This is a genomic window from Nonomuraea jiangxiensis (assembly GCF_900099965.1).
Lineage (GTDB): Bacteria > Actinomycetota > Actinomycetes > Streptosporangiales > Streptosporangiaceae > Nonomuraea > Nonomuraea jiangxiensis.
The window spans coordinates 1-25,039 of record NZ_FNDJ01000054.1 but is presented as its reverse complement, the minus strand read 5'-3'; the positions used below and the strand labels follow the sequence as shown (position 1 = coordinate 25,039).

24 protein-coding genes and 1 pseudogene are annotated in these 25,039 nt (G+C 67.8%); 13 read left to right on the top strand and 12 right to left on the bottom strand.

What is annotated here, in order from left to right; genetic code table 11:
- Nucleotides 1–54 precede the first annotated feature (54 nt).
- The 3 genes from BLS95_RS53000 to BLS95_RS52990 all read right to left on the bottom strand — a co-directional run bounded on the left by BLS95_RS53000 (nucleotide 55) and on the right by BLS95_RS52990 (nucleotide 2,843).
- Complete coding sequence (locus BLS95_RS53000) at nucleotides 55–930, bottom strand: LysR family transcriptional regulator (protein WP_176993916.1); 876 nt, start codon at nucleotides 928–930, stop codon at nucleotides 55–57.
- Nucleotides 931–1,519: 589 nt separating this feature from the next.
- The gene (locus BLS95_RS52995; protein ID WP_090947229.1) at nucleotides 1,520–2,263 is read right to left on the bottom strand and encodes a hypothetical protein; all 744 of its coding nucleotides are present in this window, start codon (nucleotides 2,261–2,263) and stop codon (nucleotides 1,520–1,522) included.
- Nucleotides 2,256–2,843 carry an RNA polymerase sigma factor gene (locus BLS95_RS52990; protein WP_090947228.1) on the bottom strand — a complete coding sequence of 196 codons (588 nt, stop codon included), beginning with the start codon at nucleotides 2,841–2,843 and terminating at the stop codon, nucleotides 2,256–2,258. Before BLS95_RS52990 ends, BLS95_RS52995 begins: the two co-directional genes overlap by 8 nt.
- Nucleotides 2,844–2,910: 67 nt before the next feature.
- Here BLS95_RS52990 and BLS95_RS52985 point away from each other — a divergent pair, with 67 nt between their 5' ends.
- The gene (locus BLS95_RS52985; protein ID WP_090947227.1) at nucleotides 2,911–3,186 is read left to right on the top strand and encodes a hypothetical protein; all 276 of its coding nucleotides are present in this window, start codon (nucleotides 2,911–2,913) and stop codon (nucleotides 3,184–3,186) included.
- 306 nt (nucleotides 3,187–3,492) lie between these two features.
- Here BLS95_RS52985 and BLS95_RS52980 read toward each other — a convergent pair whose 3' ends face one another.
- Entirely contained in the window at nucleotides 3,493–4,077 is a 585-nt protein-coding gene (locus BLS95_RS52980; protein WP_218136456.1) for an SMP-30/gluconolactonase/LRE family protein, read from the bottom strand.
- On the bottom strand, nucleotides 3,986–4,375 hold the full coding sequence (locus tag BLS95_RS57430) for an SMP-30/gluconolactonase/LRE family protein (protein ID WP_218136455.1): 390 nt from the start codon (nucleotides 4,373–4,375) through the stop codon (nucleotides 3,986–3,988). Before BLS95_RS57430 ends, BLS95_RS52980 begins: the two co-directional genes overlap by 92 nt.
- 380 nt (nucleotides 4,376–4,755) lie before the next feature.
- Here BLS95_RS57430 and BLS95_RS52975 point away from each other — a divergent pair, with 380 nt between their 5' ends.
- The 5 genes from BLS95_RS52975 (at nucleotide 4,756) to BLS95_RS52955 (ending at nucleotide 9,801) form a co-directional block, all read left to right on the top strand.
- The gene (locus BLS95_RS52975) at nucleotides 4,756–5,283 is read left to right on the top strand and encodes a GNAT family N-acetyltransferase (RefSeq protein WP_090947226.1); all 528 of its coding nucleotides are present in this window, start codon (nucleotides 4,756–4,758) and stop codon (nucleotides 5,281–5,283) included.
- A gap of 120 nt (nucleotides 5,284–5,403) precedes the next feature.
- On the top strand, nucleotides 5,404–5,988 hold the full coding sequence (locus BLS95_RS52970) for a hypothetical protein (RefSeq protein ID WP_143044314.1): 585 nt from the start codon (nucleotides 5,404–5,406) through the stop codon (nucleotides 5,986–5,988).
- Nucleotides 5,989–6,162: 174 nt separating this feature from the next.
- On the top strand, nucleotides 6,163–7,692 hold the full coding sequence (locus tag BLS95_RS52965) for a carboxylesterase/lipase family protein (RefSeq protein ID WP_176993915.1): 1,530 nt from the start codon (nucleotides 6,163–6,165) through the stop codon (nucleotides 7,690–7,692).
- Nucleotides 7,693–7,849: 157 nt separating this feature from the next.
- Nucleotides 7,850–8,851 (top strand): NAD-dependent epimerase/dehydratase family protein, encoded by a 1,002-nt coding sequence (locus BLS95_RS52960; protein ID WP_090947223.1) that lies wholly within the window; start codon nucleotides 7,850–7,852, stop codon nucleotides 8,849–8,851.
- Nucleotides 8,852–9,066: 215 nt separating this feature from the next.
- The gene (locus BLS95_RS52955; RefSeq protein ID WP_143044313.1) at nucleotides 9,067–9,801 is read left to right on the top strand and encodes a sensor histidine kinase; all 735 of its coding nucleotides are present in this window, start codon (nucleotides 9,067–9,069) and stop codon (nucleotides 9,799–9,801) included.
- Nucleotides 9,802–10,021: 220 nt separating this feature from the next.
- Here the strand turns inward: BLS95_RS52955 and BLS95_RS52945 are convergent, their stop codons facing one another.
- From BLS95_RS52945 to BLS95_RS52935, 3 genes are read right to left on the bottom strand one after another with little or no spacing between them, the layout of a single operon-like run.
- A complete protein-coding gene (locus BLS95_RS52945; RefSeq protein ID WP_090947221.1) occupies nucleotides 10,022–10,393 on the bottom strand; it encodes a cupin domain-containing protein in 372 nt (123 codons plus the stop codon).
- A 26-nt stretch (nucleotides 10,394–10,419) separates the two neighbouring features.
- A complete protein-coding gene (locus tag BLS95_RS52940) occupies nucleotides 10,420–10,827 on the bottom strand; it encodes a YbaK/EbsC family protein (protein ID WP_090947220.1) in 408 nt (135 codons plus the stop codon).
- The gene (locus BLS95_RS52935) at nucleotides 10,817–11,059 is read right to left on the bottom strand and encodes an ArsR/SmtB family transcription factor (protein WP_218136454.1); all 243 of its coding nucleotides are present in this window, start codon (nucleotides 11,057–11,059) and stop codon (nucleotides 10,817–10,819) included. The genes BLS95_RS52940 and BLS95_RS52935 overlap by 11 nt, the downstream gene beginning before the upstream one ends.
- A 197-nt stretch (nucleotides 11,060–11,256) precedes the next feature.
- Here BLS95_RS52935 and BLS95_RS56610 point away from each other — a divergent pair, with 197 nt between their 5' ends.
- On the top strand, nucleotides 11,257–11,424 hold the full coding sequence (locus BLS95_RS56610) for a hypothetical protein (RefSeq protein ID WP_176993914.1): 168 nt from the start codon (nucleotides 11,257–11,259) through the stop codon (nucleotides 11,422–11,424).
- A 984-nt stretch (nucleotides 11,425–12,408) separates the two neighbouring features.
- Here the strand turns inward: BLS95_RS56610 and BLS95_RS52920 are convergent.
- Complete coding sequence (locus BLS95_RS52920; protein WP_090947217.1) at nucleotides 12,409–13,302, bottom strand: TIGR03621 family F420-dependent LLM class oxidoreductase; 894 nt, start codon at nucleotides 13,300–13,302, stop codon at nucleotides 12,409–12,411.
- 366 nt (nucleotides 13,303–13,668) lie between these two features.
- Between BLS95_RS52920 and BLS95_RS52915 the strand changes: the two genes are divergently transcribed.
- Together BLS95_RS52915 and BLS95_RS52910 are read left to right on the top strand one after the other, a co-directional pair.
- Entirely contained in the window at nucleotides 13,669–14,706 is a 1,038-nt protein-coding gene (locus BLS95_RS52915; protein ID WP_090947216.1) for a DUF6461 domain-containing protein, read from the top strand.
- Between the two features lie 122 nt (nucleotides 14,707–14,828).
- Nucleotides 14,829–15,422, top strand: coding sequence for a GNAT family N-acetyltransferase (locus BLS95_RS52910; RefSeq protein ID WP_218136453.1), 594 nt, complete (start codon nucleotides 14,829–14,831; stop codon nucleotides 15,420–15,422).
- Nucleotides 15,423–16,033: 611 nt separating this feature from the next.
- On the opposite strand, the gene BLS95_RS52905 is transcribed toward BLS95_RS52910, so the two are convergent.
- Nucleotides 16,034–16,768 carry a FadR/GntR family transcriptional regulator gene (locus BLS95_RS52905; RefSeq protein ID WP_090947249.1) on the bottom strand — a complete coding sequence of 245 codons (735 nt, stop codon included), beginning with the start codon at nucleotides 16,766–16,768 and terminating at the stop codon, nucleotides 16,034–16,036.
- Between the two features lie 181 nt (nucleotides 16,769–16,949).
- On the opposite strand from BLS95_RS52905, the gene BLS95_RS52900 reads away from it, so the two are divergent.
- Nucleotides 16,950–17,882: a dihydrodipicolinate synthase family protein gene (locus BLS95_RS52900; RefSeq protein WP_090947215.1), complete on the top strand. Its 933-nt coding sequence runs from the start codon at nucleotides 16,950–16,952 to the stop codon at nucleotides 17,880–17,882.
- Nucleotides 17,883–18,005: 123 nt separating this feature from the next.
- On the opposite strand, the gene BLS95_RS52895 is transcribed toward BLS95_RS52900, so the two are convergent.
- Complete coding sequence (locus tag BLS95_RS52895; protein WP_218136452.1) at nucleotides 18,006–19,925, bottom strand: sialidase family protein; 1,920 nt, start codon at nucleotides 19,923–19,925, stop codon at nucleotides 18,006–18,008.
- Between the two features lie 1,916 nt (nucleotides 19,926–21,841).
- Here BLS95_RS52895 and BLS95_RS52885 point away from each other — a divergent pair.
- The 3 genes and pseudogenes from BLS95_RS52885 to BLS95_RS58800 all read left to right on the top strand — a co-directional run bounded on the left by BLS95_RS52885 (nucleotide 21,842) and on the right by BLS95_RS58800 (nucleotide 23,710).
- Nucleotides 21,842–22,636 carry a DUF6585 family protein gene (locus BLS95_RS52885; protein WP_090947213.1) on the top strand — a complete coding sequence of 265 codons (795 nt, stop codon included), beginning with the start codon at nucleotides 21,842–21,844 and terminating at the stop codon, nucleotides 22,634–22,636.
- A 140-nt stretch (nucleotides 22,637–22,776) separates the two neighbouring features.
- Nucleotides 22,777–23,106, top strand: a pseudogene (locus tag BLS95_RS60175) (HU family DNA-binding protein); the annotation flags it as partial.
- 328 nt (nucleotides 23,107–23,434) lie between these two features.
- Nucleotides 23,435–23,710 carry a hypothetical protein gene (locus BLS95_RS58800; protein WP_245765826.1) on the top strand — a complete coding sequence of 92 codons (276 nt, stop codon included), beginning with the start codon at nucleotides 23,435–23,437 and terminating at the stop codon, nucleotides 23,708–23,710.
- On the opposite strand, the gene BLS95_RS52875 is transcribed toward BLS95_RS58800, so the two are convergent.
- The gene (locus tag BLS95_RS52875; RefSeq protein WP_218135763.1) at nucleotides 23,690–24,889 is read right to left on the bottom strand and encodes an ISAs1 family transposase; all 1,200 of its coding nucleotides are present in this window, start codon (nucleotides 24,887–24,889) and stop codon (nucleotides 23,690–23,692) included. The genes BLS95_RS58800 and BLS95_RS52875 overlap by 21 nt on opposite strands.
- Between the last annotated feature and the right edge of the window lie 150 nt (nucleotides 24,890–25,039).

Genomic DNA, 25,039 nt, shown 5'->3' with positions numbered 1-25,039 from the left:
CACGCAACGTCACGAGACGTCGATTCACGTCGCCCCGTCAAGCATGGCGGCGGATCATCGGCGCACCTCCGTGACGGCCTCGGCGAAGGCGTGAATCAGCGGTGTGTCCCGGCCGGTGGCCCAGACCAGGGCGCTCTCCAGCGGTGGCAGGCCCCGCAACGGCAGCGCGACGATGTCGGGATGGTCGTAGAACCGGGGCGAGGTCTCCACGGTGGGATGCGCCATGAGGCCCATCGCGATGCGCCACACCGCCTCTGTCAGCGTGGACTGCGCATACCTCCGCCTGATCGGGCGACCGCTCGGCGTGAAGGGCGGTATGAAGGCGTCAAGGGTGGCCGTGGGGACACCGCCTCCGTCGGGGAGGTCGCATTCCGCCAGGTCCTCCACGGTGGCGTATCCCCGCCGGACCAGGTGGTGATCGCGACGGACCAGCAGGACACGCGACTGTCGGCTGACAACCGGCCCGACGGTCATGTCGGCCTGTCCCATGGGCTGCCAGGCGATCATGACGTCGGCCTCGCGCTTTCTCAGCCGGGCGAGGCCGTCGAGTGTGGTCTCCTCGCGGACCACCGTCCGGCAGTCCGGATGGGTGGTCTCGAAGGTCTTCAGGATCTCGATGAACAACGGGCCCGCGCAGACGCGGTTGGCGACGCTCAGTCTCATCTCGCCGCCGACTTTGCCGAGCGAGCGCATCACCCGGTGAATCTCCTCGAACGGCGTGCGCAACCCGTCGCTCAGCCGCTGCCCGAGCGGGGTGAGGACCACCTTGCGGCTGGTGCGCTCGAACAGGCGCCCGTCGACCCGCCGCTCCAGCACGCGCACGGTCTGGCTGATCCGGGACGGCGACAGCCGCAGCCGCTCCGCCGTACGGCCAAAGTGCAGTTCTTCGACCAGGACGAGGAAGACCTCGATCTCGCGCAACTCCACCATCGTGCGCACACCTTCCTTCCCCTGACGCCACGCGCGGAAGGCTCCGCGACGGCGCACGCCACGAAGCCCGATCATCACCTGCCCCGCCCACCTGCCGCCAGGTCCATCGAGGACCGACGCGATACCTCACGGGTATGTCGGCGCGTCAGCGCGGGTTCGCGGCGGGTCAGTCCCGACATCTCTTCGGTCCCCTCATGACCCATGGCGTCAGGGATGAAGCGACCCGCCGCGCCCCGTGAGCCCGCACCGCCCCCGCGAGTGGGCTCACGCGGGACGGCAAGGCGGTCACCGACGCCGGGATGACGGTGCGGTCGGCGGCCTCGATCAGCCGGGGCAGGGACGATCCGGTGTTGTGGAAGCCGGCCGACACCGACGACGAGCGGTTCGACGCCCCTGAAGCGCGGGGTGGACGTGATCCTGCGTGGGCTGTCAATGACCTGCGACGACGCGAAGAGTGCTGGAGATCACTGGCCCGCTCTTCGAGGGGTTGTCCGGAATCTCCGTGGCCCCTCAACCGTCTTACCAGGTCATCCGCCCCGCGGCCGTGCTCATCGGAAACGCTCCCCGCGTCAGTGGCGCGGGGAGCGGATCAACTGCCGGCAGGTGGTGTGGCGTCGCCGATGTCGGTGGCCGAGGGATCCGCCACGACCTTGCACGGTTCAATGGGGCCGGTCGTCAGGCGCCCGCTGAACTGCCAGGCCACGCCGGGACGCTCCACCGTGGGCGTGACCGGATTCTCCATGACCTCGATCAGCGCGATCTGGCCTGGCTTGATGTGGCGGGGGTAGATGGTGATGCCGTCTTGCGGGCGAATCGCCTGGTAAGAGCTCGACTTTTCCAGTCTCTCCCGAAGCCCGGCCTGCACGGCGGCATCACTGTTCGACAGCTCCTCCTTGGTCGCGCCGACGTCGTCACCCTTGAGGAAGGGTGCCCGGTTGTTTCCGCAGCGCTTGCCGAGAGGCAGGTAGGTGATGTCGGCCGGCACACCCCAATCTGCCAGTTCCTTCTCGACGTGCTCGGGGTTGCGGAAATCGTAGATCTTGAGGTTGATCGATCCGTCCTGGTTCTTCGTCAGGGCGTACGCCGGGTCGGCGGAACCGAGCAAGGAAGGCACGGCCACGCCCGCCGCGACGGCCGCCGCCACAGCCGCGCCCATCGCCAGCCGCCGCCCGCTCAGGAGCGGCTGTTCCCGCCGATTGTGCCGAAGCAGCCTGCTCCAGCGTCGATCGCGCGGCGCCGCGGTCGCCTCCTGAGCGAGCCGGAGTCGTTGCCGAGCCAGGGAGTGGGGTGGCTCATGCTCCAGTTCCTTGATGAGCGTCTTCAGTTCATCCATGATCGTGTCCCTCCAATGGGTTGACTCCGCCCAGGGCGTGGCGGATCTTGCGCCGGGCCCGATTGAGTCGTGACTTGACCGTGCCGACCGGGATGTCGAGCGCGTGGGCCGCTTCCTCGTACGTCATGTCGCTCCAGGCGACCAGGAGCAGGACGTCTCGGTCGCCTCGCGACAGCAGCGCGAGCGCGTTCAGCAGGACCGTCCGTGACCCCTGCGCTGTCAGGTCACGAGTGATCGCCTCTTCCGGTCCCTCAACGGGCTGGGCCGGGCTCTGCCGTTCCAGCGCGCGGTAGCGGCTGACCTCGGTCCGGCGTTGACCGGTGATGAGCTTGGTCGCGATGCCCAGCAGCCAGGGCCGGGCATCGCGGTAGGAGACGTCGTACGCGTCGCGCCTGCGGAATGCGATCAGGAAGGTCTCTCCGACGAGGTCCTCGGCGAGTTCTGGGCCGAGGCGGAAGGAGATGTACCTGTAAAGCGTTCCGGCGTGGCGGTCGAACAGGGCGGCGAACTTCTCCGGATCATCGAGGGAACTTGTGATGATCTCGGAGTCCACCACCAGCGGTGACGTGTCTGTCACCATAGATGATCTATTTTCGGCACTGGACCCCCTTCGAGATGTCACCTGTGTCTTGTCGCAAGCGGCTTAAGTGTTCACGGGCATCGCAACACCCGGTCCGGAGCACGGCACCGAGGTGTGGGCCGGAGGCAGCGGGCAGGACGACGACACCGCGCGCAGCGTCGGTGTGCTGCTGCGCTGGAACGGCTCCGCCTGGCAGCAGGCGCCGAAACCGCTGCTGCTCGACGACTACCGGATCAAGCAGCTCGGCGCTGTGCCGGGCGGCGGCCTGTGGGCCGCCGGCTACGGCACCCGGGAGACCGACGAGCACGCCAAGGGCCAGTTCCTGGCCCGGGTCACCGGCTGAACCTTCCTCCTTGCGATGGAGTGGATGATGTGCGCGAGCTGCCCGCCGCGCCGAACGCCCTGCCGCTACCGCGCTGTGGCGGGCTGGGGGCGATCGGCGCCGCAGGGCCTCCATCGTCGGCCCCTCGGCATCGAGCACGGTCTCCCCGGCCCTCGCGACGCGGGGCCGGGTCGCGCCGACGAGCGCAGCGGACCCATCCCGGTATGGGAGTCGGCCCTCGGGAGACGAGTCCGGCTGCCGGGTAGGCAGCGTAGAGGCGTGCCTTGGGGCTGGGCCCCGAACGGCATCTGGTGAGTGCCGCGGTGCTCAGCAGGTGCGGCGGAGGTGGTCGACGAGTGGCCAGCCAGCGCTCGGGGCGGGCGCGGTGGCGGTAAGCAGCTTGCCGGACCGCTCTTGTGTGGTCAGCCGGTGGATGTTGTCCTCAAAGCCTTCCTGCACGCGCCAGTCGGCGACGAGCATGAAGAGTGTTCTGCCGTCTTCACCTCCGAGCATGCAGGCGAAGCAGGGCAGGCCGAGCTCAATCCGCTGCAAGATCTCGCCGCCTTCGCGGACACGTACGACGCTGTGCTTGTCGGCGTCCATGGCCGAACACCAGATGGCGCCTTCGGCGTCCATGCAGATTCCGTCGCCCGGGTGATCGGCCCACACGCGGCGATTGGACAGGGTGCCGTCAGCGGCGATGTCGAAGGCCGTCAGCGTGCCCGCGAACGACTCAGCGATGATCAGCGTCGAGTTGTCGGGCGTCACCACCATGCCGTTGGGAAAGGCGATGTCGTCGGCGACCTTGCGTACTGAGCCATCAGGAGTGATGAGAGCGATGACTCCCGGCGCGATGCCCTCCCCGGGATGGAAGTCGCATCCGCCAATTGACGTAGATGTTGCCGCGGCCATCGACGACGATCTCGTTCCAGTCGTCTGCCAGCCCGCTCAGGTCGGCGTGAGTGACCATCGAACCGTCGGGTTCCCGGCGGGTGAGCTCATCACCGGTCATGAGCAGCCGCCCATCGGGCAGCCAGTCAATGGACCATCCCAGTCCGGGCCTTCCCTTCCCTACGACCTCCGCCTTTCCGGCGAGATCGACCGCCAGGATCTCCTGCGTACCCCAGTGCGCGAACCACAGACGACCGTCGTGCCAACGCGGTGATTCACCGATCACCAGTCCGGCCGTCAGAGTGTGTGTTCTGGTCATGGAGATTCTCCTGTTCCACAGAGTCCTCACCGGCATGTGGCCGGCCTCTCACCCCCTAGACGAACGACACCAAGCGGGATCGACAACAGGTGCGGATGGAAAGAAGCACCACCAACTCGACGTCCTTCGACGGATCAGCGCGGACCAGGACCGGTGAGCAAGCCGACCAAAGCCCCTCACCAACCGGTAGGTAAGCGGCACGGCCTCCCCTCGGGGATCGCTGTCGTCGTCCTCTCGCGGATGTCACCGCAACTACATCTAGGGGAGTACGCCGGACCCCCCTCGCATGTGGCATCTTCGTTCGAACCCGAGCCAGGGTTGTTCACGCAGCTACGCCCGAGGTACCGAACACATCGTGCGAAAGGGAGACGGTCCGAGAAGTGACTGAACCATCCATCCGGCTGCGGCCGGTTGAAGAGAACGACCTGACCATGTTCCGCCGTTTTCTCACGGAACCGTTTCTCATCGGTCTCGACTGGGGCGGCTTCCGTGACGCCCAGGAGCCCGCCCGGCGGTTCGCCGCCGATGGCTACCTCGGCGCCAACGACGGGCGGCTCATGGTCGAGGTGGAGGACGACCACGTCGCCGCCGGCCTCGTCAGCTACCGGGCCGGCCTGTACTCCGGCATGGCGAAGTACTGGGAGATCGGGATCGCCTTGCTGCCCGAGTGGCGCGGACGCGGCATCGGCTGGCGGGCGCAGGCGATGTTGTGCGACTACCTGTTCCACCACACGCCGGCACAGCGGATCCAGGCCGCCACCCACCTGGAGAACGTCGCCGAGCAGAAGTCGCTGGAGAAGGCCGGCTTCCAGCTTGAGGGCCGAATCCGCGCGGCCGAGTTCCGGGCCGGACAGTGGCGCGACGGATGTCTCTACAGCCGGCTGCGCGACGACCCCTCATCGCTGTAGGCACCCGGCATCCCCGGTCGTGGGCGGCGCTGCGACAGAAATGACCCAGCCGACATGGCGTCTGAGAACCAAGCCGATCTCGTCCGCATCTAACTTCCAGTGATCAATGTGATGCTCACCATGCTGCTGGCTCTGTCCCCGGCGACCGTGACCGAGATCCCCAAGAACTTCCTGCTCACCGAACGCGACGCGCGGCAGCCGATGAGCCCCGATGACTTGGCTGAACAGGGTTACAAAATCAGCGACAAGCCCACAGAACCGTTGGAGGTGAACCCTTGCGGGTATAAGCGCGCCATCGATCGCGGCAGGGTGACAGCCCGCACGATCACGTACTGGAGCAGCGCACCTAGCATCTCTTCCGAACAACTCGTCATCTACAAGAGTCCCAGCGCCGCCCGTTCGGCACTCACTGGGTTGCGCACTCAGGTCAAGCGGTGCGCGAGCAAGGGCGACCCGTCGGAACCAGAGCTCAAGATCCGGTGGCGGACGAACAAGGCCACGGCGGGAGATGAGGCCATCGGCATGGGCTATCAGGTCTGGCAGGGCGGCCAGCTGAACGCGACGATCACCGGTATCGTCGCACGCCGGGGTAGTGCAGTGATGATCTACACGGCTACCGAGGGGGACTACAAGCCCGGTGCGCTGGCCAAGGACGCCAGGACGATGGCCGCCAAGGTCGGCAGGCTGCCCGGCGTCTGCCCGTAACGTCCGGTAGGCGGTACCCGCACACGGTGAACGAACGCACCTCTGCTACATCAATGGATGTATTCGCAAGCACGCTCGTGAGACGACGTGGAGCGTCGCGGACCTCGTAAAGCTGGCTTCATGCGAACGAAGTTGACGTCACTGATTTTCGCCGCCTTGCCCATAGCCCTGCTCATGCCATTGGACACAGGGGTGGCGCATGCGCGGGTGGACGCTGCCACCGTACGTATCGCCCAGGGAACCCTGCACGGCCTGGCGGCTCCGGACCACCGGACCTTCGCCGGCATCCCGTATGCTGCCCCACCGACCGGCGAGCGGCGATGGCGAGCGCCCGCGCCCGCGCCGACGTGGGCGGGAGTGCGTGACGCCACGACGCCCGGCAACCCATGCCCCCAACTCGACGGAGGAGGTCCCGACCGGCCGCCGGCGCAGATCGGCAGCGAGGACTGCCTGTTCCTCAACGTCGTCACGCCCGCCACCCGGCCGGCCGAGCGGCTGCCCGTCATCGTCTGGATCCACGGCGGAGGATTCGTCCAGGGTGCGGGCAGCGACTACGACCTGACCCGGATGGCCACCCAGGGCAAGGTCGTCACGGTGACCCTCAACTACCGTCTGGGGGCGCTGGGTTTCCTGGATCACCCGGCCATGGACGACCCGTACGCGGGGAACTACGCGCTCGCCGACCAGCAGGCCGCGCTGCGCTGGGTACGGCGCAACGTCGCGGCCTTCGGCGGCGATCCCGGCAACGTCACGATCGCCGGCCAGTCGGCGGGCGGCTTCAGCGTATGCGCCCAGCTGGCGGCGCCCGGATCGCGGGGCCTGTTCCAGAAGGCGATCGTGCAGAGCGGTCCCTGCGGCAACGACTTCGTCACCCGGTCCGCGGCGCGGGAACGGGCCACGAAGATCGCCGCCGATCTCGGGTGCGCCACTCAGACGCTCGCATGCTTGCGGGCCAAGCCCGTCGCCGACCTGCTGCCCATCGGCGCCGACCAGGTCTTCACCGCGACCGCCCGGATCGGTGACATGCCCTGGATATTCACGGCGGATACGCCCGCGCTGCCGACGCAGCCGCTGGAGGCGTTGCGCCGCGGCACCGCCGCGCCGGTTCCCCTCGTTCAGGGCAATGCCCGTGACGAGATGCGGCCCTTCGTCGCGGTGCAGTTCGACGCGCAGGGCCGGCCTGTGACGGCCCAGCAGTATCCCGAAATACTGGCGAGCCTGTTCGGGGACCGCGCCCAGGCTGTGCTCGATCGGTATCCGGCCGACGGCTACCCCAGCCCCAGCCTCGCGCTGGCCGGCGTGCTGACCGACTGGGGCGGAAAGCTCGGCGCCTGCTCCCAGTTGCCGGCGAACGACGCGGCGGCCCGCCGTGCCCCCGTCTACGCCTATGAGTTCGCCGAAAGCTCAGGTCAGCAGATCGTCGGCTTCCCGCTCGGTGCTGCACACGCCGCCGAACTGCCGTACCTCATGGACGGGCCCGGCTCGCCCCCGGCGTTCTCTCCCGAGCAGCGGGAGCTGTCACGCGACATGATCGCCTACTGGACGCGCTTCGCCGCCACCGGCGACCCTAACGCGCCCGGGCTCCCTCGCTGGGCGGCCTACCACCCCGGTGGCACGGTTCTCTCGCTCGCGTCCGGGCCGCACGGCGTCCGGCCGGTCGACTTCGTGAGCGGCCACCACTGCGCCTTCTGGAACCACCACTAGCCCCGCGCCCCGCCACGCAGGAAACGCCGCTGCGGCGGAAAACGCTGCGGATCTCGTACACAACGAAACAAAACAAGCCATCCGCCTTGGGCCGAAACCAGTGCAGCTCACAGCGAAGCAGGCGATCGGTTCTGGCGGTGGTCGGGAGAGTGGCCGTATGAAGATTCTCGTACTCGGTGGTTCGGCGTTTCTGGGGCGGGCGTACGTGTCGGAGGCGTTGCGCCGTGGTCATGAGGTGACCACGTTCAACAGGGGCCTCAGCGGCTCCGACCAGCCCGGGGCGGAAGCCGTCCGGGGCGATCGCACCAGCGCGGCGGATCTGGAGCGGCTGGTCGCGGGCCGGCGTTGGGACGCGGTGGTGGACACCGCCGGGCAGCAGCCGAGCGACGTTCTGCTGTCCGCGGGGCTCCTGAGTGAGCATGCTGACCACTACACGTTCGTCTCCTCCATCCACGCGTTCACGGACTGGGGCACGCAGGTCGTGAATGAGGACTCCGCCACGTACCCCTGCCCTGCCGACACCCCGGCCGGTCAGGCTCCCGGTAACCATCTCAAGGCCGGGTGTGAACGTGCGGTGCTGGAGCGGTTCGGCGCCGGCCGGTCGCTCATCCTCAACTGCGGCCTGCTCGTCGGCCCGCATGAGAACGTCGGCCGGTTGTCGTGGTGGCTGGAGCGGGTGGCGCGGGGTGGTCAGGTGCTCGCCCCGGGGGACCCCGAGCGTGCCCTGCAGCACATCGACGCACGCGACTTCGCCGTCTTCGGCCTGGACCTGCTCGAACGAGGCACGACAGGCAGGTTCCTCACCACCGGCCCGACCGGCGCCGCCACGATGAAGGGCCTGCTCGACGCCTGCGTGGAGGCCACGGGCGGCAGGGCGGAGCTCGTCTGGGTGCCGGACGAGCGACTCCTCGCCGCCGAGGTCCAGCCGTGGACGGAGTTGCCCCTGTGGACGCCCGACCAGCCCGGTTGGGAGGCGATCTGGCTGGCCGACACCTCCCGCGCCCAGGCCGCCGGGCTGCGCTGCCGTCCGATCATGGACACCGCCCGCGACACGTGGGACTGGCTGCGAGAGCGCGGCCCGACCGCCGAGCCGTACGTGCAGGGCACGACCCCGCTCGGCATCGACCCCGGCAAGGAGCGGAAGGTGATCGCCGGCTAGATATCGCCAGGGCCGGCGCCCTTATCAGGACGCCGAGGCCGGTGGCCCCAATCCGCGGACGCGCTCGGACAAGTCAAGGCGACATCGACGCCGAACACCTCAACAGAGGGGACGGCAGACACCATGGGAACCGGCCCGGGACCATCGCGGCGGCTCGTGCCCACGGCCCTCACACACGACGAGCCACGCCCTCACACTGGCCAGGCTTTCGTGCGGTGGCGCTGGGACGACCCGTTCGGGGTGCTGGGGTCGATAGCGGTGCGGCCGGCGACGGGGCGCTGACCGGGGCCCCGGCCCCGACGCTCGGCGTGTTCGCGCTGATGATACTGGCGTTCGGGATGCTGATGGTCGCGCTCCGGCACTCGCGGGCGCTGGTGGTACAACTGCGCGAGGCGCGCGGCGAGGTCGCCCGGCTGGCCGCCGCCGACGAGCGGCTGCGCATCGCCCGCGACCTGCACGACCTGCTCGGCCACAGCCTGTCGCTGATCGTGCTGAAGAGTGAGCGGGCGCGGTGGCTGGCCGACCGCGACCCGGCCCGCGCCGTCACCGAGATCGGCGACATCGAGTCCGTGGCACGCTCCTCGCTGGCGGACGCATGCGAGGCGATCTCCGGCTACCGGCGGCGCGAGCTGGGCGTAGAACTGGACGGCGCCCGGGCGGTCCAGGCAGCGGCCGGCATCGACACGACGGTCCGGACGAGGGGCGAGCCCCTGCCGAAGACGGCCGACGGCGTGTTCAGCTGGGTGGTACGCGAGTCGGTCGCCAACGTCATCCGCCACGCTCACGCCACCCGCTGCGTCATCGAGATCCGGCCCGCTGCAGGGCGGTGGCTTCCGGGTCGCGGTCCGCGTTCCCGTTGGCTCCGCCTCATGACCAGAACATGGTGCGGGGCGCGCTGGCGACATTGCTCGGGCTGGAGGAGGACCTGGAAGTCGTGGCGGAGGCGGTAGTCGTCGCCGAACAGGTAAGGCCGACGTGGTGTTGCTGGACATCGAGACGCCCGGCAAGGATGGGCTGACCACCATTGCCGAGATCCGGGCGGCGCTGCCCGAGTGCCGGGTGATGATTCTTACGACGTTCGGGCGGCCAGTGCCGTCCCTCACCGCGCCGGTGCGGCGCGCACTCGATACGGCGAGGGCCGGCGTCACGCGGCAGAGGGCCGGCGCAGGCTCAGTCGCCCGTGGCGACGACACCCGCCTTCTCGATCATCAGGACGGCGCTGCGGACCGGTACGACAGGCCGGTGAAGCATGCCCGCCGGAACCGTGAATGCCTGACGGGGGCCGAGCTCGACGGTGTCGGCGCTCTCCAGTTCGATGCGGAAAACTCCGTCCAGGACGAAGAAGAACTCGTCCTGGTCGTCGTGCTTGTGCCAGTGGAACTCGCCCTGCATGACGCCCAGCCGCACCCACACGTCCCCCACTTGGATGAGGGTCTGGTTGTACCAGGGCTCGTCGACCTGGTCGATCAGCGCTTGCACGTCCATGGTCTGGAGCGCGGCGAACAGGGGCTGGTAGTTGATGGCGTAATCAGTCTGAGGCATGGCTTTCCCTCGCTTGGGATCCGGGGTCAGGACGCGGCGGTGATGGAGGCGATGCGGGGCGCGGCGATGCGTACGTAGTCGTCGACGGACATCGCGATCGAGCGGTCCAGCCGGGCGGCATTGAAGTACAGTCGCGGCAAGTCGAGCAGCTTCGGGTCTACGACGAGCTCGAGCCGGGGGCCGTAGCTGAAGGGCAGCACGGTGCCGCTAACGCTTCCGGCCAACTCCTCGGCCCTGGCCCGGTCGGTGAAGGCCACGTAGGTGCCCTCCAGCAAACTCTTGACCGCCTGCAGGTCCAGGCGTGCGTCGCCGGGCATGACGGCGAGCACGTGCCGGCTCCGCTTCTTGCCGATCTTGACCATCACGATCAGGCGCTCGTACCGGCCAGGTCCGCTGTCGGGCTTCGCGACCGCGTCTTCCAACTCACCACTCACCGCTCAGCACCTCCTTCACCTCGGCGATCCGGCTCTCGTCACGCCGGTAGAACACCCACTGCTTGATCTTGACGCTGCGCACCAGGCCCGCCTGCGAGAGCCACCTCAGGTGCTCGCCGCAGGTCGGCTGGCTCACCCCGAGCTTCTGCGCAATGAACAGCGAGCACACCCCGTCGCGTACGAGGTCGCCGTCGCTCTGCGGCGGAAGTGCCGCTCCGGATCGCGCAGCCACTCCAGGATTTGCACGCGCTTGTCATTGACCAGCGCTTTTGCCAGCTCCACATCTAGCACTAAGGCATTATGGCATTTAGCTAATTGCCTGTCTATCGGGCTGGGGCCGCGAAGCCTCCGACGCCGCCGCCTACCGCAAGCGGTCGATGGAGTTGCTCGACGAGATCGCTCCTGTCCGGGCCGGTGTTCATCGGGGCTGTGGCCGAGTTGACGGGGCTGCCCCGGGCGCTGGCGATCCCGGCGCTGCTGGCCGCGTTCGTGGCGTTGACGGCCACGGCACTGCGCGTACGCATGGGGGAGCAGGCGCAGCGAGCCAAGGATCGGGCATCAGGGCCCTGCCGCCCTCGCGCCTGCGCCGCTGCTTGAGACGAGCAATGCTTCTTCGGAGGCGCTCATGCCCACCACCGTCGAACACCACGACCCGGCCGGGCCCGGCCCCGTCCTGGCTGACTTCCTCGTCCGGGTCGTCCGGGCGTGGCGGCTTACGTGGTCCCAGAGGCGTGTGCGAGGCCGGCTTCGCCACATCCAGATCGGCGATCCTTTTCGGGCCCGAGACGATTTATTCTGGGCCTACAGCTTGCACTCCGCGCCGACCTCGGGGCCTCTACACACAATGGTCGGATAATGGTCGCTGGGCGATAGGTAATCCGCACATGAGTGCCGTTCGTTCTTGTTGTACAAGCGGCGCTCATCCGTGAGTGCTGTTCAGTGTAAAGCGCGATCAGGGCTCGTATTGTATCCCCACGGGCCTACGGAAGTGCCGCGCGCGCAGCATGGCATTGTTGTTACCAGGATAGCTAAACTCTGCTGACACGTAGGTGGCCGCGTTCTGATTTTCCCTCCCACGGACCTATCGACATGGCGCGGGCGCGTAATATGCTTCCCTGTTGTCGCCCCAGCCGAATTCTGCGGAGACGTCCGAAGGAACATCAGATTCATAGTGACGAAGGTCATCAGTGCCACTACGGCTGGAATGCCCTCTTCAAGGTAGCCCCAGCGAGAACGGGCTTACCGGAGATAAGCGACGCCACTCCTTCCTCATTCAGCACCGCCAACTCTGCGAAGCTGGTTTCCCTTCACCGCAGGCTACAGGCCAATGTGCCAACGACATCCGATTTTGCGCGCCATCCTCTTGACTATGCGTGCCAAACCCTTCTCCGCATGGCGAGACGGCGGGCAGGATGCCGAAGTGGCTGACGATGTGGTGTCGCATTACCAGTCCCTGCGGCGATCAAGGGTTCCCCTCGATGACATGTGCCTGACCTGGAGCCACGGGAAATCACCCGACGAGGCCGCTCAACTACTGGGGGCGACCCGGCGAGGGAATCTGGGGAACGGGCGAGCCGGTGGTCAGCGGAGGATTGCGATCACTTTCCCGAAGTCCTCCATGGCGGGCTCCATGACGGTGAAATAGGTGATGCCGTAGGCCGAGCTGTGCGATCGCACCTGCTCGGCGATCTGTGCCGCAGTCCCGAGGAGGAGGGTCGGGACCTCCAGCAACTCTTCCGTCGTGAGATCGGGGCCGTAGCGACGCACGGCCTCGGCCTCGGCGGCGGACCGGCGGTCCTGCGTCAGCACGACGGCCTTGACGAGCACGTTGAACTCGAGATCCGGCGCTCTTTCTGCGGCCTCCGCCCGTACGAGCTTGACCTTCTCGAGCATCTTCGCAGCGTTCGCCAAGGCGGTTCTGCCGTACTGCGGCCGAAACTCGGCGCCGGTGAAGCTCACGATCTGCGCCCGCCGCGCCGCCAGCCGAAGCACCCGGTCGCCGTGGCCGCCGATCAGCACAGGCGGCCACGGCTGCTGAAGGGGACGGGGCTGGTCGCCGTGGGCGAAATGCGCCTCCAGATCATCCAGTAGGGCTTCCATACGGTCCACTCGCGATCCCGGCGACCCGAACGGAATCTTCGTGGCCGTGAACTCCGACTCGACGTAGCCGGTCCCGATCCCCAACTCCATCCGGCCCTCGACGAAGTGGTCGGTCGTCGCAATGTCACGTGCGAGGAGGGCGCTGTTGTAGAAGCAGGCGTTGAGCACGTAGGTGCCGATCCGCGGCCGTTCGGTCACCTCGGCCGCCAGCATCGCCGAGGGAAAGGGGCTGAGAAGGTTCAGATGGTCCGGGCTCACGATGACGTCGTAGCCCAGGCTCTCCGCTCTTCTGCATTTATCCACCCACTCGGCGCGGGCGCTGGCATCGGAAATGAGAAGCACGCCAAACCTCAGTGAATCTTTTGCGGCGACCATGATTCTCCCCCGGGCGACTTACTTTCATCAACCGAAACGACGGTACACGGAGGAACCGCGGTGAAACACAACGAGCGGGCGGCTGAGCAGAAAACAGGGGTTTTTCCGGGCGGCAGCGGGACGGCATAGGGGCCCGCCGGGGTGGTCACCCTTACCGACGTCTTCCCCGACCATGACAGTCGCCACGAGTAGGTGGTGACACGCGGGGTAGGTTATGTTCTGATTTCGAATCGGATTCACGCGATGGCACCACGCTGATAGAGCGCGGACGGATAGCAACTCCGGCACTGGCCGAAGGGAACTTGAGTTCGCTCCGGCCCGCATCGGCGCCGGGGCGTTGTCGGTGGGCCTCGCCATACTGATCGCGTGATCAACGATACGTTCGCCCATTATCGCGACCTCCTGAACGGCGTCCTGGCGCCCACTTCCGACGCCCTGACCTGGACCGTCATCCAGCCCATTACCGGTGCTCCCACCCCTGCCGAACTTCTGGAGCGCATGGGACTGCAGGAATCCGACATGGAGCCGGCACGCCCGGTTGACCTGACGGGCGAGTTGGAAGAAGGCATGTTCATCGGCCGGTCCGGCTCATCCTTTGTCGTCGTCGAACCGAACGGCTACCAGACCTCCCTGCAGGAGGTTCTGCTCCGCCTCAGTACGGGTGCCCGGGCGTGCAGCGTCTTCTGGGGCGTCACCACTCCCGGTCACCTGGAGTACGCCGTCTACGGCCGACTGGTGACCTCCCTGGCGATCCATTCTCCCGACTGGCGCTACGGCGACCAGCCGCATGCCCTGGACGAGGAGCTGACCGTCCTTGAGCAGGTCACCGCCCACGAATCGGGCCATCCAGACCTCCACACCGCGGCTGCGATGGCCGTAGTGGAGGCTGCCACAGGAGTCCGGCTGGACCTCGACTGGCTCGCCCAGCCGCACGCCATGGTTCGACGGGAGGCCAAGGTCCCGCGACCCGATCTGCCCTCCGGTGGCGTCGTCGAGTTGGATCCCGACCTGGACGCCCGGCTCCGTCTCGCAGACCCTTCGGTTCAAGCCCTCGCCGTTCAGCGGGCGGTGACCGAGGTGCTGACTCAGCACGAGCTGCTGAATGAGCCCGCCGTCCGTGCGGGACTCGAGCTGCTGGCTGCCGACAAGGTCACAGCGGACCCACCGGGGCTCACGGGGTGCGACTCGCTGACCTCCCGGCTGCGGATGGACTACGTAGCCCACCGATTCGAGGTGCATCCCGACCAGGACCCTCGCCGTGCTCGTTGGCAGGCAGCGCAGGCACTGGCCAGCCTTTTCACGCCGCACGGGTATGACGTCTTCCAGCCACTCGTTCATGCGTACTTTGCGGCGGGCGACCAATGGCCGAGTGTGCGCCGAGCCCTGAAGGCTCTGCTCGGCTGATCACCGCTGCAGCTCGCGAAGTGTCACTGGACTGCGAGGGTCGCTACGGACTTTGCCACGCTGGCGGGCAGTGTCTGTTGACGATGAGGAAAGCACCCGGTGATCCTGCATATCATCACCCGGTGAAAGCTTCCGTGATGCTCAATGCCGCCGCGATGCCGGTCACACCCGCACTTGTGCTTCGCCCGTGGGGTGTGGAGGACGTGGCCGCGGTCGTGGCGGCTTATCAAGATCCTGTTCTTCGTCGCTGGACGAGTTCACGGGTGGAAACCGAGGCCGACGGGCTGCGGTGGGTACGGGCCCAGCAGCGAGGCTGGGCGACGGGGAAGCGGTTCAGCTTCGCCATCCTTGACGCGCACTCCAGGCCGGCCTTCCGCCAGGTGGTGGGCAATATTGTCGTCAAGGATGTCGCCCCGGGGAAACCGTTCGCCGAGGTCGGCTACTGGACGGTGGCGCACGCCCGAGGCCGGGGTGTCGCCGCCGGGGCATTGGAGGTTGTAACCCGATGGGCCTTCGACACCTTTGGTGCTGACGGGCTGGAACGCCTTGAACTACTGCACCAAGTGGACAACCCGGCGTCGTGCCGGGTGGCGCAGAAAAGCCGCTACGAGCTCGACGTAGTCCTGCCCCCGGCACCGCCACAGTATCCGCTCGACGGGCACCTGCATGTACGCACCCACGCTGAGGTTGACGACGACGTCCCGCCAGTGCTGTGACGCTGTCAGCCAGACGAAGATGTCCCCATCGAGGTGCTTGGCCTAGAGAGTTGCCGCCTTGGAATCGATGACCACGCGCGCCTGGACCGGCGGCCCTGGTACTACGCGGTACGAATCAGCCTCATGGCGATTCCTCGTCGCAGCCCTGGGCGTACGCCGACGAGACCGACTCGGAGGAGTTCTCCACGAGTGCCCACATGCCGCTTGACCTGCATGGATGACGTTTTCGGCAGGCGAATGGACGCCTGTACCGGGTCTGGCGGCACGCTGACGTTCCCGTATAGGTGAACTCCGGCTCCGCGACGTGGCTCGAACTGGCGCGCGAGGTGTTCCGGCTGGCCTGCGCGGATCCCACCCGGAGCGCTCCAAGGCCCTGCACCGTTCCGGCCCGCCCTCCAGGACATGCCGCAGCGTGGTCTGACGCAAGAGCAGGCCGCCGACCAGCAGCCCACGTGCGACCTGAGCGAGGTCCTCGACCACGACATCGACGACGGATCCAGCAGGGTGGCCGAGTTCAGAGACCTGGTCGGCATCGTGCCGGGACATGCCGACGGCGAGCGCCACGCTCCATCACCGAAGGCGGCCGTCAGGCTCCGGCCTCCGCACGGACATCAGCCGTCGGCCTGGCGTGACCGGGTATGGTCGGCAGGCCGGGTCGGGTCGGCCGCGGGTACCGGCCGGGCCTCCGCCCGCGCGATGCGCGCCTTGACGTCGCGGAAGTGCAGCTGCATCGCCTCCCGGGCGGCCTCCGCGTCCCGAGCGCGAAGCGCCGCCACGATCCGGCGGTGGTTGACGACGATCTCCGCGCTCCGCTCCTCCGGCGGGCCGAGCGTCGGCTCGACCTCGTGGTAGACGTCCCAGAACAAGCCGATCAGCTGCAGCACCAACTCGTTCCCGCACAACTCGTACAGCAGCGCGTGGAATGCCCGATCGGCTTCCCGGTCCCTATCCATGCCATTGACCAGGGCGTCCAACGCGGCGAGCCGGGGGGCGCTGGTGCTCTGGGCCACCTGGCCGATCAGCCCGGTCTCGAGCAGCTCGCGGACCTCGACCAGATCCTCCAGTGCGCGGATCCCGCCGCCCGGCCCCGAACGCACCCGGAAGGCAAGCGACGGGGTCAGCACGTCGAGCGACGCGTGCCCGACGAACGTCCCATGACCGTGCCGGATCTCGACGATGCCCAACGCCTGTAGGGCCCGCACGGCCTCGCGGACGCTGTTGCGGCTCGCCCCGAGCAGATCCATCAACTGCACTTCGGTCGGCATCGGTGACCCGGGGGCCAGTCCGCGCTCGTGGATCAGGGCGATAATGCGCTCCTGAAGCGACGTGCCGTCACGCATACGCATGCTGCCCCCCAGGCTCGTCGAAGACCATATGTCCAAACATCCCACCTCTCCATCCCGGAGGGCCAGGCGGGGCGGGAAAATTTACACCGACGACACAGATGGCAACCGGTCAGACGTGGCTTGTTCCCACTCGTTCGAGACGTAGGATGTCCTATGTGTACCGATCGGATAGCGGGGTGTTGTGGAGACATTGACAGCGGGGGCGCTTGGCGGCACCTGGGGTACGGTCCTGTTGCCCATCCGGAACGACGAGTCGATCGACTGGGCGCGCCTTGAGGCGGCACTGGACGTGCTCGTCGCCGTGGGGCTCGACGGCCTGTACGCGCACGGCACCGCGGGCGAGTTCCACACGCTCGGCGAGGACGAGTACGACCGCGTCAACGCGCTGCTGGCCGAGCAGTGTGAACGGCACCAGCTGCCGTTCCAGATCGGTGCCGGCCACATGAGCGCGCAGACCTGCCTGGCCCGAGTGGCCCGCGCGCGGGAGCTCCGGCCCGGTGCGATCCAGGTGACGCTGCCGGACTGGTTGCCGGTGTCGCGCGGCGAGGTGGTGCGTTTCCTGGCCCGCGTCGCGGCCGCCGCCGACCCGGTGCCGCTCGTGCTGTACAACCCGCCGCACGCCAAGACGCAGGTGCCGGCCGACCTGTATCCGGTGATCCGCCGCGAGGTTCCCGCGGTCATCGGGATCAAGGTGGCCGGCGGTGACGCGCGGTGGTACGCGGAGATGGAGCGCCACGCGGCCGGCCTCGCGGTCTTCGTCGCCGGCCACGATCTGGCGACCGGACGGCGGTACGGTGCCGCCGGCTCCTACTCGAACATCGCCGCCCTCAACCCGGCCGGCGCCATGGCATGGCAGCGGATGATGGTCGCGCAACCCGAAGCCGCGCTCGATGTGGAGCAACGGATCCGCGAGTTCTTCGCCGCCCATGTCCAGCCGCTCCAGCGCAGCGGGTACGCCAGCGCCGCGCTGGACAAGTTCCTGGCCCACCTCGGCGACTGGGCCGACATCGGCACTCGAGTCCGGTGGCCGTACGACTCGGTCGACGCCTCGCTCGCCGTACGGCTCAGGCCACTGGTCCGGGCACAACTGCCCGAGCTCTTCCCGGGGGCGTAGCGGGACGTAGGATGTCCTGTCGGGTGCCCGGTTATCCATGACCGGGCATCCGGAAACCGTCAAGGCACGGCGATGACGCCCACGTGACCCCGCGAGCGCCATCGCCAAGCGGTTCGTGTCCCCTTAGCTGACGTGATCGAACGGCAGCCGCAGCCCCAGCTGACCGCCGACCGAGAGGTTCCGCTCTCGGATCAGGTTCAGCTCGGCGTCGGTGAGGGCGCGCCGGTAGACGCGTACCTCGTCCAGCGTCCCGCGGAAGCGGTCCACACCGTCCATCCGCTGTCCGATATGGATCCCCTCGAGCCCGAACTCCTTGCCGAGGGTCACCGAACCGGCCGGCGTCGCCGCCGACGAGACCTGTACGCCGTCCACCAGAAGCCGGAGCTCACCGCGTACCCGCTGTAGCGCCACGAAGTGCCACTGCCCGTCGTTGTACGCGCTCGGCGACTGTACGGTCACGTTGAACCGGTCGACGGCGAGGATCGCCCGGATGCGGTTACTGGCCGGTTCGGCCCGCAGGAACAGCGCCGGCGGGTTGGTGCCCTTGTTCACCCGGTGGAACCAGAGGATCGTGTGCGCGCCTGTCTGCTCCGAGTACCGGAACCAGGAGGTCAGCGTGAAGTCCTTCGCGCCGAGGTCGATGGAGTCGTTGAACGGCACCTCCACCCGGTCGTCCACCCGGTCCAGTGCCAGCCCGTCGCCGAACCGCCCGGCGGTGGTCTGCGCACCACCGCGGACATACGCCTGGTTGCGGTACGGCGATTGGTCCGGCGTCGTCGGGCCGGGCGCCGGGGGTCCGGGGATGCCAGGCGGGGTGCCGTTCGGCGTCTCCAGGTACGCCTCGTTGAACCGCGCGAACCGGATCTGCTCGTACGGCGTGATGTTGCCGGCCTCGTACATCAAGGCCGCCTCGTCGCCGTCCAGGCGCACCATGTCCGAGTACGCCGACGGCCCCCAGTAGAAGACCTTGCCCTCGTCCCATGTCTCGAAGCTGCGTCCCTCGTCGTAGGACGACCGGATCCCCATCGCTTCCCGGGCGCCCGGGTGCATCGGCGAGGAGAAGAGGATGCGCTCTTGGCTGAACCGCACCAGCGATGCCTGGACGTCCGTCGTCGCCAGCGCCGGCATGGTGCGGAACGGCGCGTCCCACGTCTCGCCGCTGTCGCTGCTGGTCGCGTACGCCCGGCTGCCCTCGTCGGTGCCGCGCTCGCGGGCCGAGGCGTAGATCCGCCCGTCGGTGAGCTCGACGACGGTGACTTCCTGGGCGATGACCGTGCCGTCGTCGCGGAACGTCTCGGCGCCGATGTTCCAGGTCACGCCGCTGTCATCGCTGTAGAGCAGGTGCGTGCCGTAGACGTGCTTGCCGACCCGGTCCCAGCTTTCGAAGCTCGCCCCGACGACCAGTCGGCCGGCGTGCGGGCCGAGTTTGAGCTGGATGCCGTGCATCGGGCCGGTGGCGTACCAGAAGTTCCACTCCGGACGCTTGCCCTCGGTCATCTCCCTGGCGGCCGACCAGGTCTCCCCGTGGTCGTCACTGAACTGCACCCAGGGGTCGCGGTCACAGCCGTTCGGGCACGGCTCCGCACCGTTGTGGGTGCTCACCAGCACGACCCGCCCGGTACGCTCGTCAACGATCGGCACCGGGTTGCCGTTGGTCGTGCCGTTGCCCTCCGAGATCACCTGCAGCGGTCCCCAGGTCCGCCCGCTGTCGGCCGAACGGCGCAGCACGAGGTCGATGTCCTCGTCGTCGCCGCAGTCCTTCACCCGCCCCTCGGCGAACGCCAGGAGCATGCCGTTCGTGGCCCGCACCACGGCGGGGATCCGGAAGCAGCCGTATCCGAAGTCGCCCTGCTTGTAGAGCACCTGCTCGTCCACGAACGGTGCGGTCTCGCCCGTTGTGCCGGCCTCGAAGGTCTCCGCCGGCGCCGCGGTCGCCGGCGCGCTGAACGCGCTGACGAGTAAGCCGGCGAGCACCATTACGGCGCCCGCCCGGCTGCGCCAGGAGCGCCCGGTACGGCCCTCCTGGGGGTAGCCATCGTGCATGTCCTCGCCCTTCCTAACAGGTGAAGGTTATGAGGGGACATCCTACGTCCAACGTAGGATGTCTAACAGATGGTGAACGTAGAATGTTCGCGAGTGAGCGAATGTGTCCGAGAGCTGATCGTCCGGCTGACCCGAGAGAATCCACGGCGGGGACATCGGCGCACTCGCGCTGTCCCGCTCGGAAACTCGGTTTCGTGCTCCGTCACGAGAATCAGGTGCTCCGCCGGCAGCTCAATGGCCGACCGCGGTGGGGTCACGCCGACCGGCTCTGGCTCAGCGCGTTGTCGCCGCTTGTCCACCGCCGCCGGTGGGCGGAGGCGTTCCCGGTCACCCCGGCGGCGATCTTGCGCTGGCATCGTCACCTCGTGACGCGCAAGTGGACCTTCACGGACAGACACCGCCCGGGACGGCCCTGCACCGGCCGGCCGGTGCAGACACTGGGTCAGGCGCTCTCACGCTAACCGTGGTGGCGGCAAGTGATCATTGCGATCAGCACCCGGACGATACGGCGGATCTGCTGGCCCGCGTCCAACCTCAATCGCATCTGAGGACGCACCGGTTACATGGGACTCCGGCCGTTCGAGGCTTGGAGGGAAACTCCGGTGTGGCCCACAACTGGCCCACAACCCGCGAGCTACAACGAGAACGGGCGGGACTCCGTAAGACTGGAGGCCCGCCCGTTCCTGCGATGTTCGCCTGGTCAGCGGTCGGAACCGCTGGTCAAGATCGAGCCATGCGGGGGTGCCGACGCGCGAATGCCTCGCGACCCTCGTGAAGCGCCAGCGGGACCGCATTCGAACATCCATGACGGCCTCCTACTGGGCGCCGGATGACCGCCGTCACCACGGCCGACGCACTTCAGGAAGTTCCGTCCAAGGCGCTCGTCCTCGCGAGCGTGCCGGGCGGCATGCGGCGCGCTCCCGGCCAGCAGGAGTTCCTTCGCGCTCTGGGTGAGGACCCCGAGGTCCTCAGCCTCCGCTACGACGGGTACGGCAACCGCCCGACAAGAACCTGCCCGACGTCCTCGCCTGGCGGCGGGCCGTCGATCAGTCCCACGAGGGGCTCTTCGACCTCGATGCGCCGATCGCCGACATCACCGATTCCTCCTACCTGCTGGTGACGGATGGGCCCGGACGCGGGGCGCGGCTCGTCTCGGGCAAGCCCGACGCATCCGTCCGGCAGGAGGTCCTGTTCCAAGGAGAAAGATCATGAGTCTACTCGACAGCACGATCTGCGAGCCGTGCGGGCGCTCGATCACCGTGTGCTGACACTCCTTCTTTGGCCACCTCGCCACCCGCGCGGAGCAGGAGACGTGACTCTACTCGCTCGCCGCGCCGCTCGGCGGAAGCTCGGCAACCTCGTTCGCCGACACCGCTGCAATGGCCTGGCACAGGCTGACCAGCGCGCTCGTCGAGCGCGAACACCTGATGTGGAAGGAGGCGCATGCGAAGGCCGCCGCGATGATCAGGGAGGCGCGGCCGTGACGCAGGTGGATGAGCTGTCCAAGGATGGGGCGCGAGGGCCTCGTCCACGCGGTGCCCGGCCTGCGCAACGAGCGCAACTACACCGTCCTCATCCCCGTCACACGCTGGCCCAAGTAGGCAGCGAGTGAACCGCCGATTCTAGGTTGCAAGCCGCGTCGGCGAGAGCCGCCAGCCGCCGGATCGACCACACCGGCGATCGTCCGCGCCTGGTCAACGAGGCGCCCGGCCCTTGGTCCTTGCGAGCATGTCGTCGGCACAGCTCATGACAAAGGTGGGAGTTCAAGCGGTGCGATACCGGGCTTTCTGAACGGCGACGTCGGCCGCAAAGGCGGATTCGGTTGGGTGAAACGACTGGCTATTAAGTCACTTGTGGCTGACCAAGGGCCGACGTCGCCGGATTTGTGGCCAAATGGGGGTGGGAGGTGAGCGCCGGTGCAAAGCTACCCGCCTGAGATTGACCAGATCGCCGCCGATGCCGGCCTGGGCAAGGTCGTGGACCGCTATCGCCCGTCAGTGGCGATAGAGATGAGCTTCGTCGTCACCCTTGCCTGTCTTGGGCTGGCGGGCCTGCTCATCGGTGACGACCTGGGGAAGATCATAGGTGCCGTGGCCTCCGGGCTGGCGTTGCTCATCTCCCTGCCCACCTGGCTGCAGGCCCGCAGGAAACTGTACCTGTGCTCCGACGGGTTGCTCACCACAACGGGGAAGAGCACCGTGAGGACCCTTTTCACCTGGGAGGACGTTGCTCACATACGAGTGTGGACCACCCGGCTCTACCAAAGCCCTCCTGACGACTTGGGGAGGTGTGTCCTGGTACTGAAGGACGGCACGAAGCTCAACCTTGCGAGACCGCCCTACGCCGGAGGTGACCAACTCATCGCGTCCGTCGAAGAGCAGATGGTCGCGACCAGCCATCCACGCAGAAGCGCGGAGATCACCGCGACCGGTGCCTCAACCTTCGGCCCGATAACCGTCACCACTGAGGGCGTACGCGATGGTGACCGGTTCGCGAGCTGGTCGGACATCACCGGAGTGGAACGCGGACGAGTGCGCTTACGCATTTGGACGGGCGCCGGCCGACCGGCGATCTCCCGGCAGGTCAGGACGATCCCCGATGTCACCGTGCTGGTGGACCTGGTGTCGGACGGCGCCGAACGGTATCGGCGCCGCAAGGGTGACGCCCACGGATCGCGGCCACCCGATCAGCACCTGCTCGGCCCGCTCTGAGCGTCTCACTCGCGTTCGCGGCAGCCTCGGCGCCCGCGCCAGTCGTAGCCGGGGTTGGGTGACGACCGGGGCTTCGGTCATTCCTGGCGGGACAGTTCTGTGGCTTTCGTGCAGGCCATCGCCGCGGAAATGCTTAACTCATAGCGCCAGCGGTATCACTGTCACTATACGCTGCCCACAACAACTATCGATCTAGGGAGAACCATGGACATCAAGCGCAAGGCAACATCATCGACGCTCTCGCCGAAAGGCTCGACGCACCCACCCGGGCCCACGCAGAACCGTACGTGACCGGCGTGTTCAGCTACATCCGTGAGAAGGTCGAGGCCGGGAATACCGTCCAGGTGGCCGAGCTGGGCAAGTTCGAGCCCGTGCTGCAGGCAGGACGTGACAGGCGCAACCCGTCGACCGGTGGGCGTATCGCTGTGCCGACGAAGTGGGTCGTGAAGTTCCGGCCCGGCAGCAGCTTCAAGGTCGCCGTGGCCGAGCGGCCGGTGCAGCAGGGGCAGTGGCCGCCCGGGGCGCGAGCCGGACGGGGACGGCTCGCGCCTTCACCCTCAACATCAACCACTACAACAGAGCTGCCGAATTGGCGACGATTTGCGCTCGATCTCCGCGATGGGGAAGACAGCCACGGCGTGTCTACGCATCGTGGGGAGCATGGGCAAGCGAACGGAGCAGGCCCGGCAGAAGTGGTCTCGGGCGTGGGGCTGGGCGTGGAAACCAGCAGAGGGCTTACCGCGGCCGCGAATTGCATACGCCCTCGCTGGGGTCCTGGTGGTCGCCGCCCTGGGGTGGATGCTCGGGCCAGGAGCCGGCTGGGTACTGGTGCACCTCGACGGCGTCCGAGCGGACCAACTCAACGCGAAGGATCTCGCCGCGGCCACGGATGCTGTACGCGGCCGACTGCTGGCGATCGCGACCGGCGTCATAGCTTTGGTCGCGGTCTACTACACCGCCCGCAACGCCGATACGGCGCGCCGTACCGCCGATACGGCACTGCGTACCTTCCAGCTAAGCGAGCAGGGCCACGTGACCAGGGCCGAAGCGTTCTCATGTCGTAAGACCGAGTAGTTGAAGGCCGTCGGCGGGGTGGCTGCGGTAGTGGTCGGTGGCGGCGGCGATGTTGGTCCAGCCGATCAGGCGGGCCAGGCCGATGGCCAGGTTGCGGAGGCTGGCCATGATCCGGGGTGCAGTGCCGGTGCGGACGCGGGAGGCGTCTTCGCGGTAGGTGACGTCACGGGTGTGGTGCAGGACCTCGACGCTCCAGTGCCCGCGGATCAGCGCGGCGAGCTGGGGGTGGGTGACTCGTCCGGGTGGGAGGCTGGTGATGGCGTAGATCGTCACGATGGTGGTCTTGCCGGTTCGGTGGTCGGTGCGGCGGCGTTTGACCTGGATGGCCTGGGCGGCGTGGGGGAAGGGCAGGTTGGGGCGGACGGTGCAGATCTTCATGCGACGGATCTCGCGGCGGCCATGGCCTTGCTCGTCGGTACGGTCGTTCAACACGGCTTCCCGCCAGGGCAGGGCCTTGAGCCGGCGGTGCAGGGTGGGCTGGTTGCCCTTGACGATGAACAGGTAGTGGCCGCCGGCGGCGATGATGTGGCGGGCGTGTTCGTGCTGGGTGTGCAGGGCGTCGGCGGTGATCACCATGTGGGTGAGGTCCAGCCCGGACAGCAGGGGCGTGAAGGCGGGAATCTCGTTGCTCTTGGCGTCGATCTGGCGTTGGGCCACGACGGTCTGGGTGTCATGGCGAGTGGCCGCCAGCAGATGGACCGTGGTGCCGCCGGCAGTGCGGCTGCCGCGCAGGGTCTTGCCGTCCACGGCCAGGCCGGTGAGCGGAGTCCGGGCTGAGGGCGGGCTGGTGGTGGGTGATGCGTCGGCGGCGAGCATGGCCAGGTAGGCGCAGGTGGCGGTGTCGAAGTCGTCGCCGTCCAGGCGGGCGAGCAGGCGACCCAGGGTGCTGGCGGCCAGCCGTACGGTGCCGGGCAGACCGGCTCGTTGGCGTAGCGCGGGGTCATACCCGGCGATGAACCGGGTGATCTTGACGAGGGAGGTCGCTCCGCTGAGGACGGCCAGCAGGGATAACGCCAGCAGTGGGCCGAGCCGGTAGCGGCGTCCGCGACGGCTGCGCGGGTCGGGGATGGCGTCCAGGACCTGGGCCAGGGTCGGCAGATCGGGCAGGTCGCCCGGTGGGTCGGCGATGGTGACGTGCTCCAGGTGGCGGGCGAGCACGTCGATCGGGGATGATGGCACGCGAACGCGGCCCCTGTTCTTGATCGACTGGCGTAGACACCCAACGATCATCAGGGGTCGCGTTTGCCATCTATACCCCGGGGTGCCCCCTCAACCGCCCGGCCTCAACGCGCCGCGAGCGTCCCATCAGCCGAGAACGCATCGGCCCTG

Bases quoted from the DNA above. Each gene is read 5' to 3' on its own strand.
- BLS95_RS53000 (WP_176993916.1), bottom strand. From the start codon at position 930: ATGGTGGAGTTGCGCGAGATCGAGGTCTTCCTCGTCCTGGTCGAAGAA.
- BLS95_RS52995 (WP_090947229.1), bottom strand. From the start codon at position 2,263: ATGGATGAACTGAAGACGCTCATCAAGGAACTGGAGCATGAGCCACCC.
- BLS95_RS52990 (WP_090947228.1), bottom strand. From the start codon at position 2,843: ATGGTGACAGACACGTCACCGCTGGTGGTGGACTCCGAGATCATCACA.
- BLS95_RS52980 (WP_218136456.1), bottom strand. From the start codon at position 4,077: ATGGCCGCGGCAACATCTACGTCAATTGGCGGATGCGACTTCCATCCC.
- BLS95_RS57430 (WP_218136455.1), bottom strand. From the start codon at position 4,375: ATGACCAGAACACACACTCTGACGGCCGGACTGGTGATCGGTGAATCA.
- BLS95_RS52970 (WP_143044314.1), top strand. From the start codon at position 5,404: ATGCTGCTGGCTCTGTCCCCGGCGACCGTGACCGAGATCCCCAAGAAC.
- BLS95_RS52965 (WP_176993915.1), top strand. From the start codon at position 6,163: ATGCCATTGGACACAGGGGTGGCGCATGCGCGGGTGGACGCTGCCACC.
- BLS95_RS52960 (WP_090947223.1), top strand. From the start codon at position 7,850: ATGAAGATTCTCGTACTCGGTGGTTCGGCGTTTCTGGGGCGGGCGTAC.
- BLS95_RS52945 (WP_090947221.1), bottom strand. From the start codon at position 10,393: ATGCCTCAGACTGATTACGCCATCAACTACCAGCCCCTGTTCGCCGCG.
- BLS95_RS52920 (WP_090947217.1), bottom strand. From the start codon at position 13,302: ATGGTCGCCGCAAAAGATTCACTGAGGTTTGGCGTGCTTCTCATTTCC.
- BLS95_RS52905 (WP_090947249.1), bottom strand. From the start codon at position 16,768: ATGCGTATGCGTGACGGCACGTCGCTTCAGGAGCGCATTATCGCCCTG.
- BLS95_RS52895 (WP_218136452.1), bottom strand. From the start codon at position 19,925: ATGCACGATGGCTACCCCCAGGAGGGCCGTACCGGGCGCTCCTGGCGC.
- BLS95_RS58800 (WP_245765826.1), top strand. From the start codon at position 23,435: ATGCTCGGGCCAGGAGCCGGCTGGGTACTGGTGCACCTCGACGGCGTC.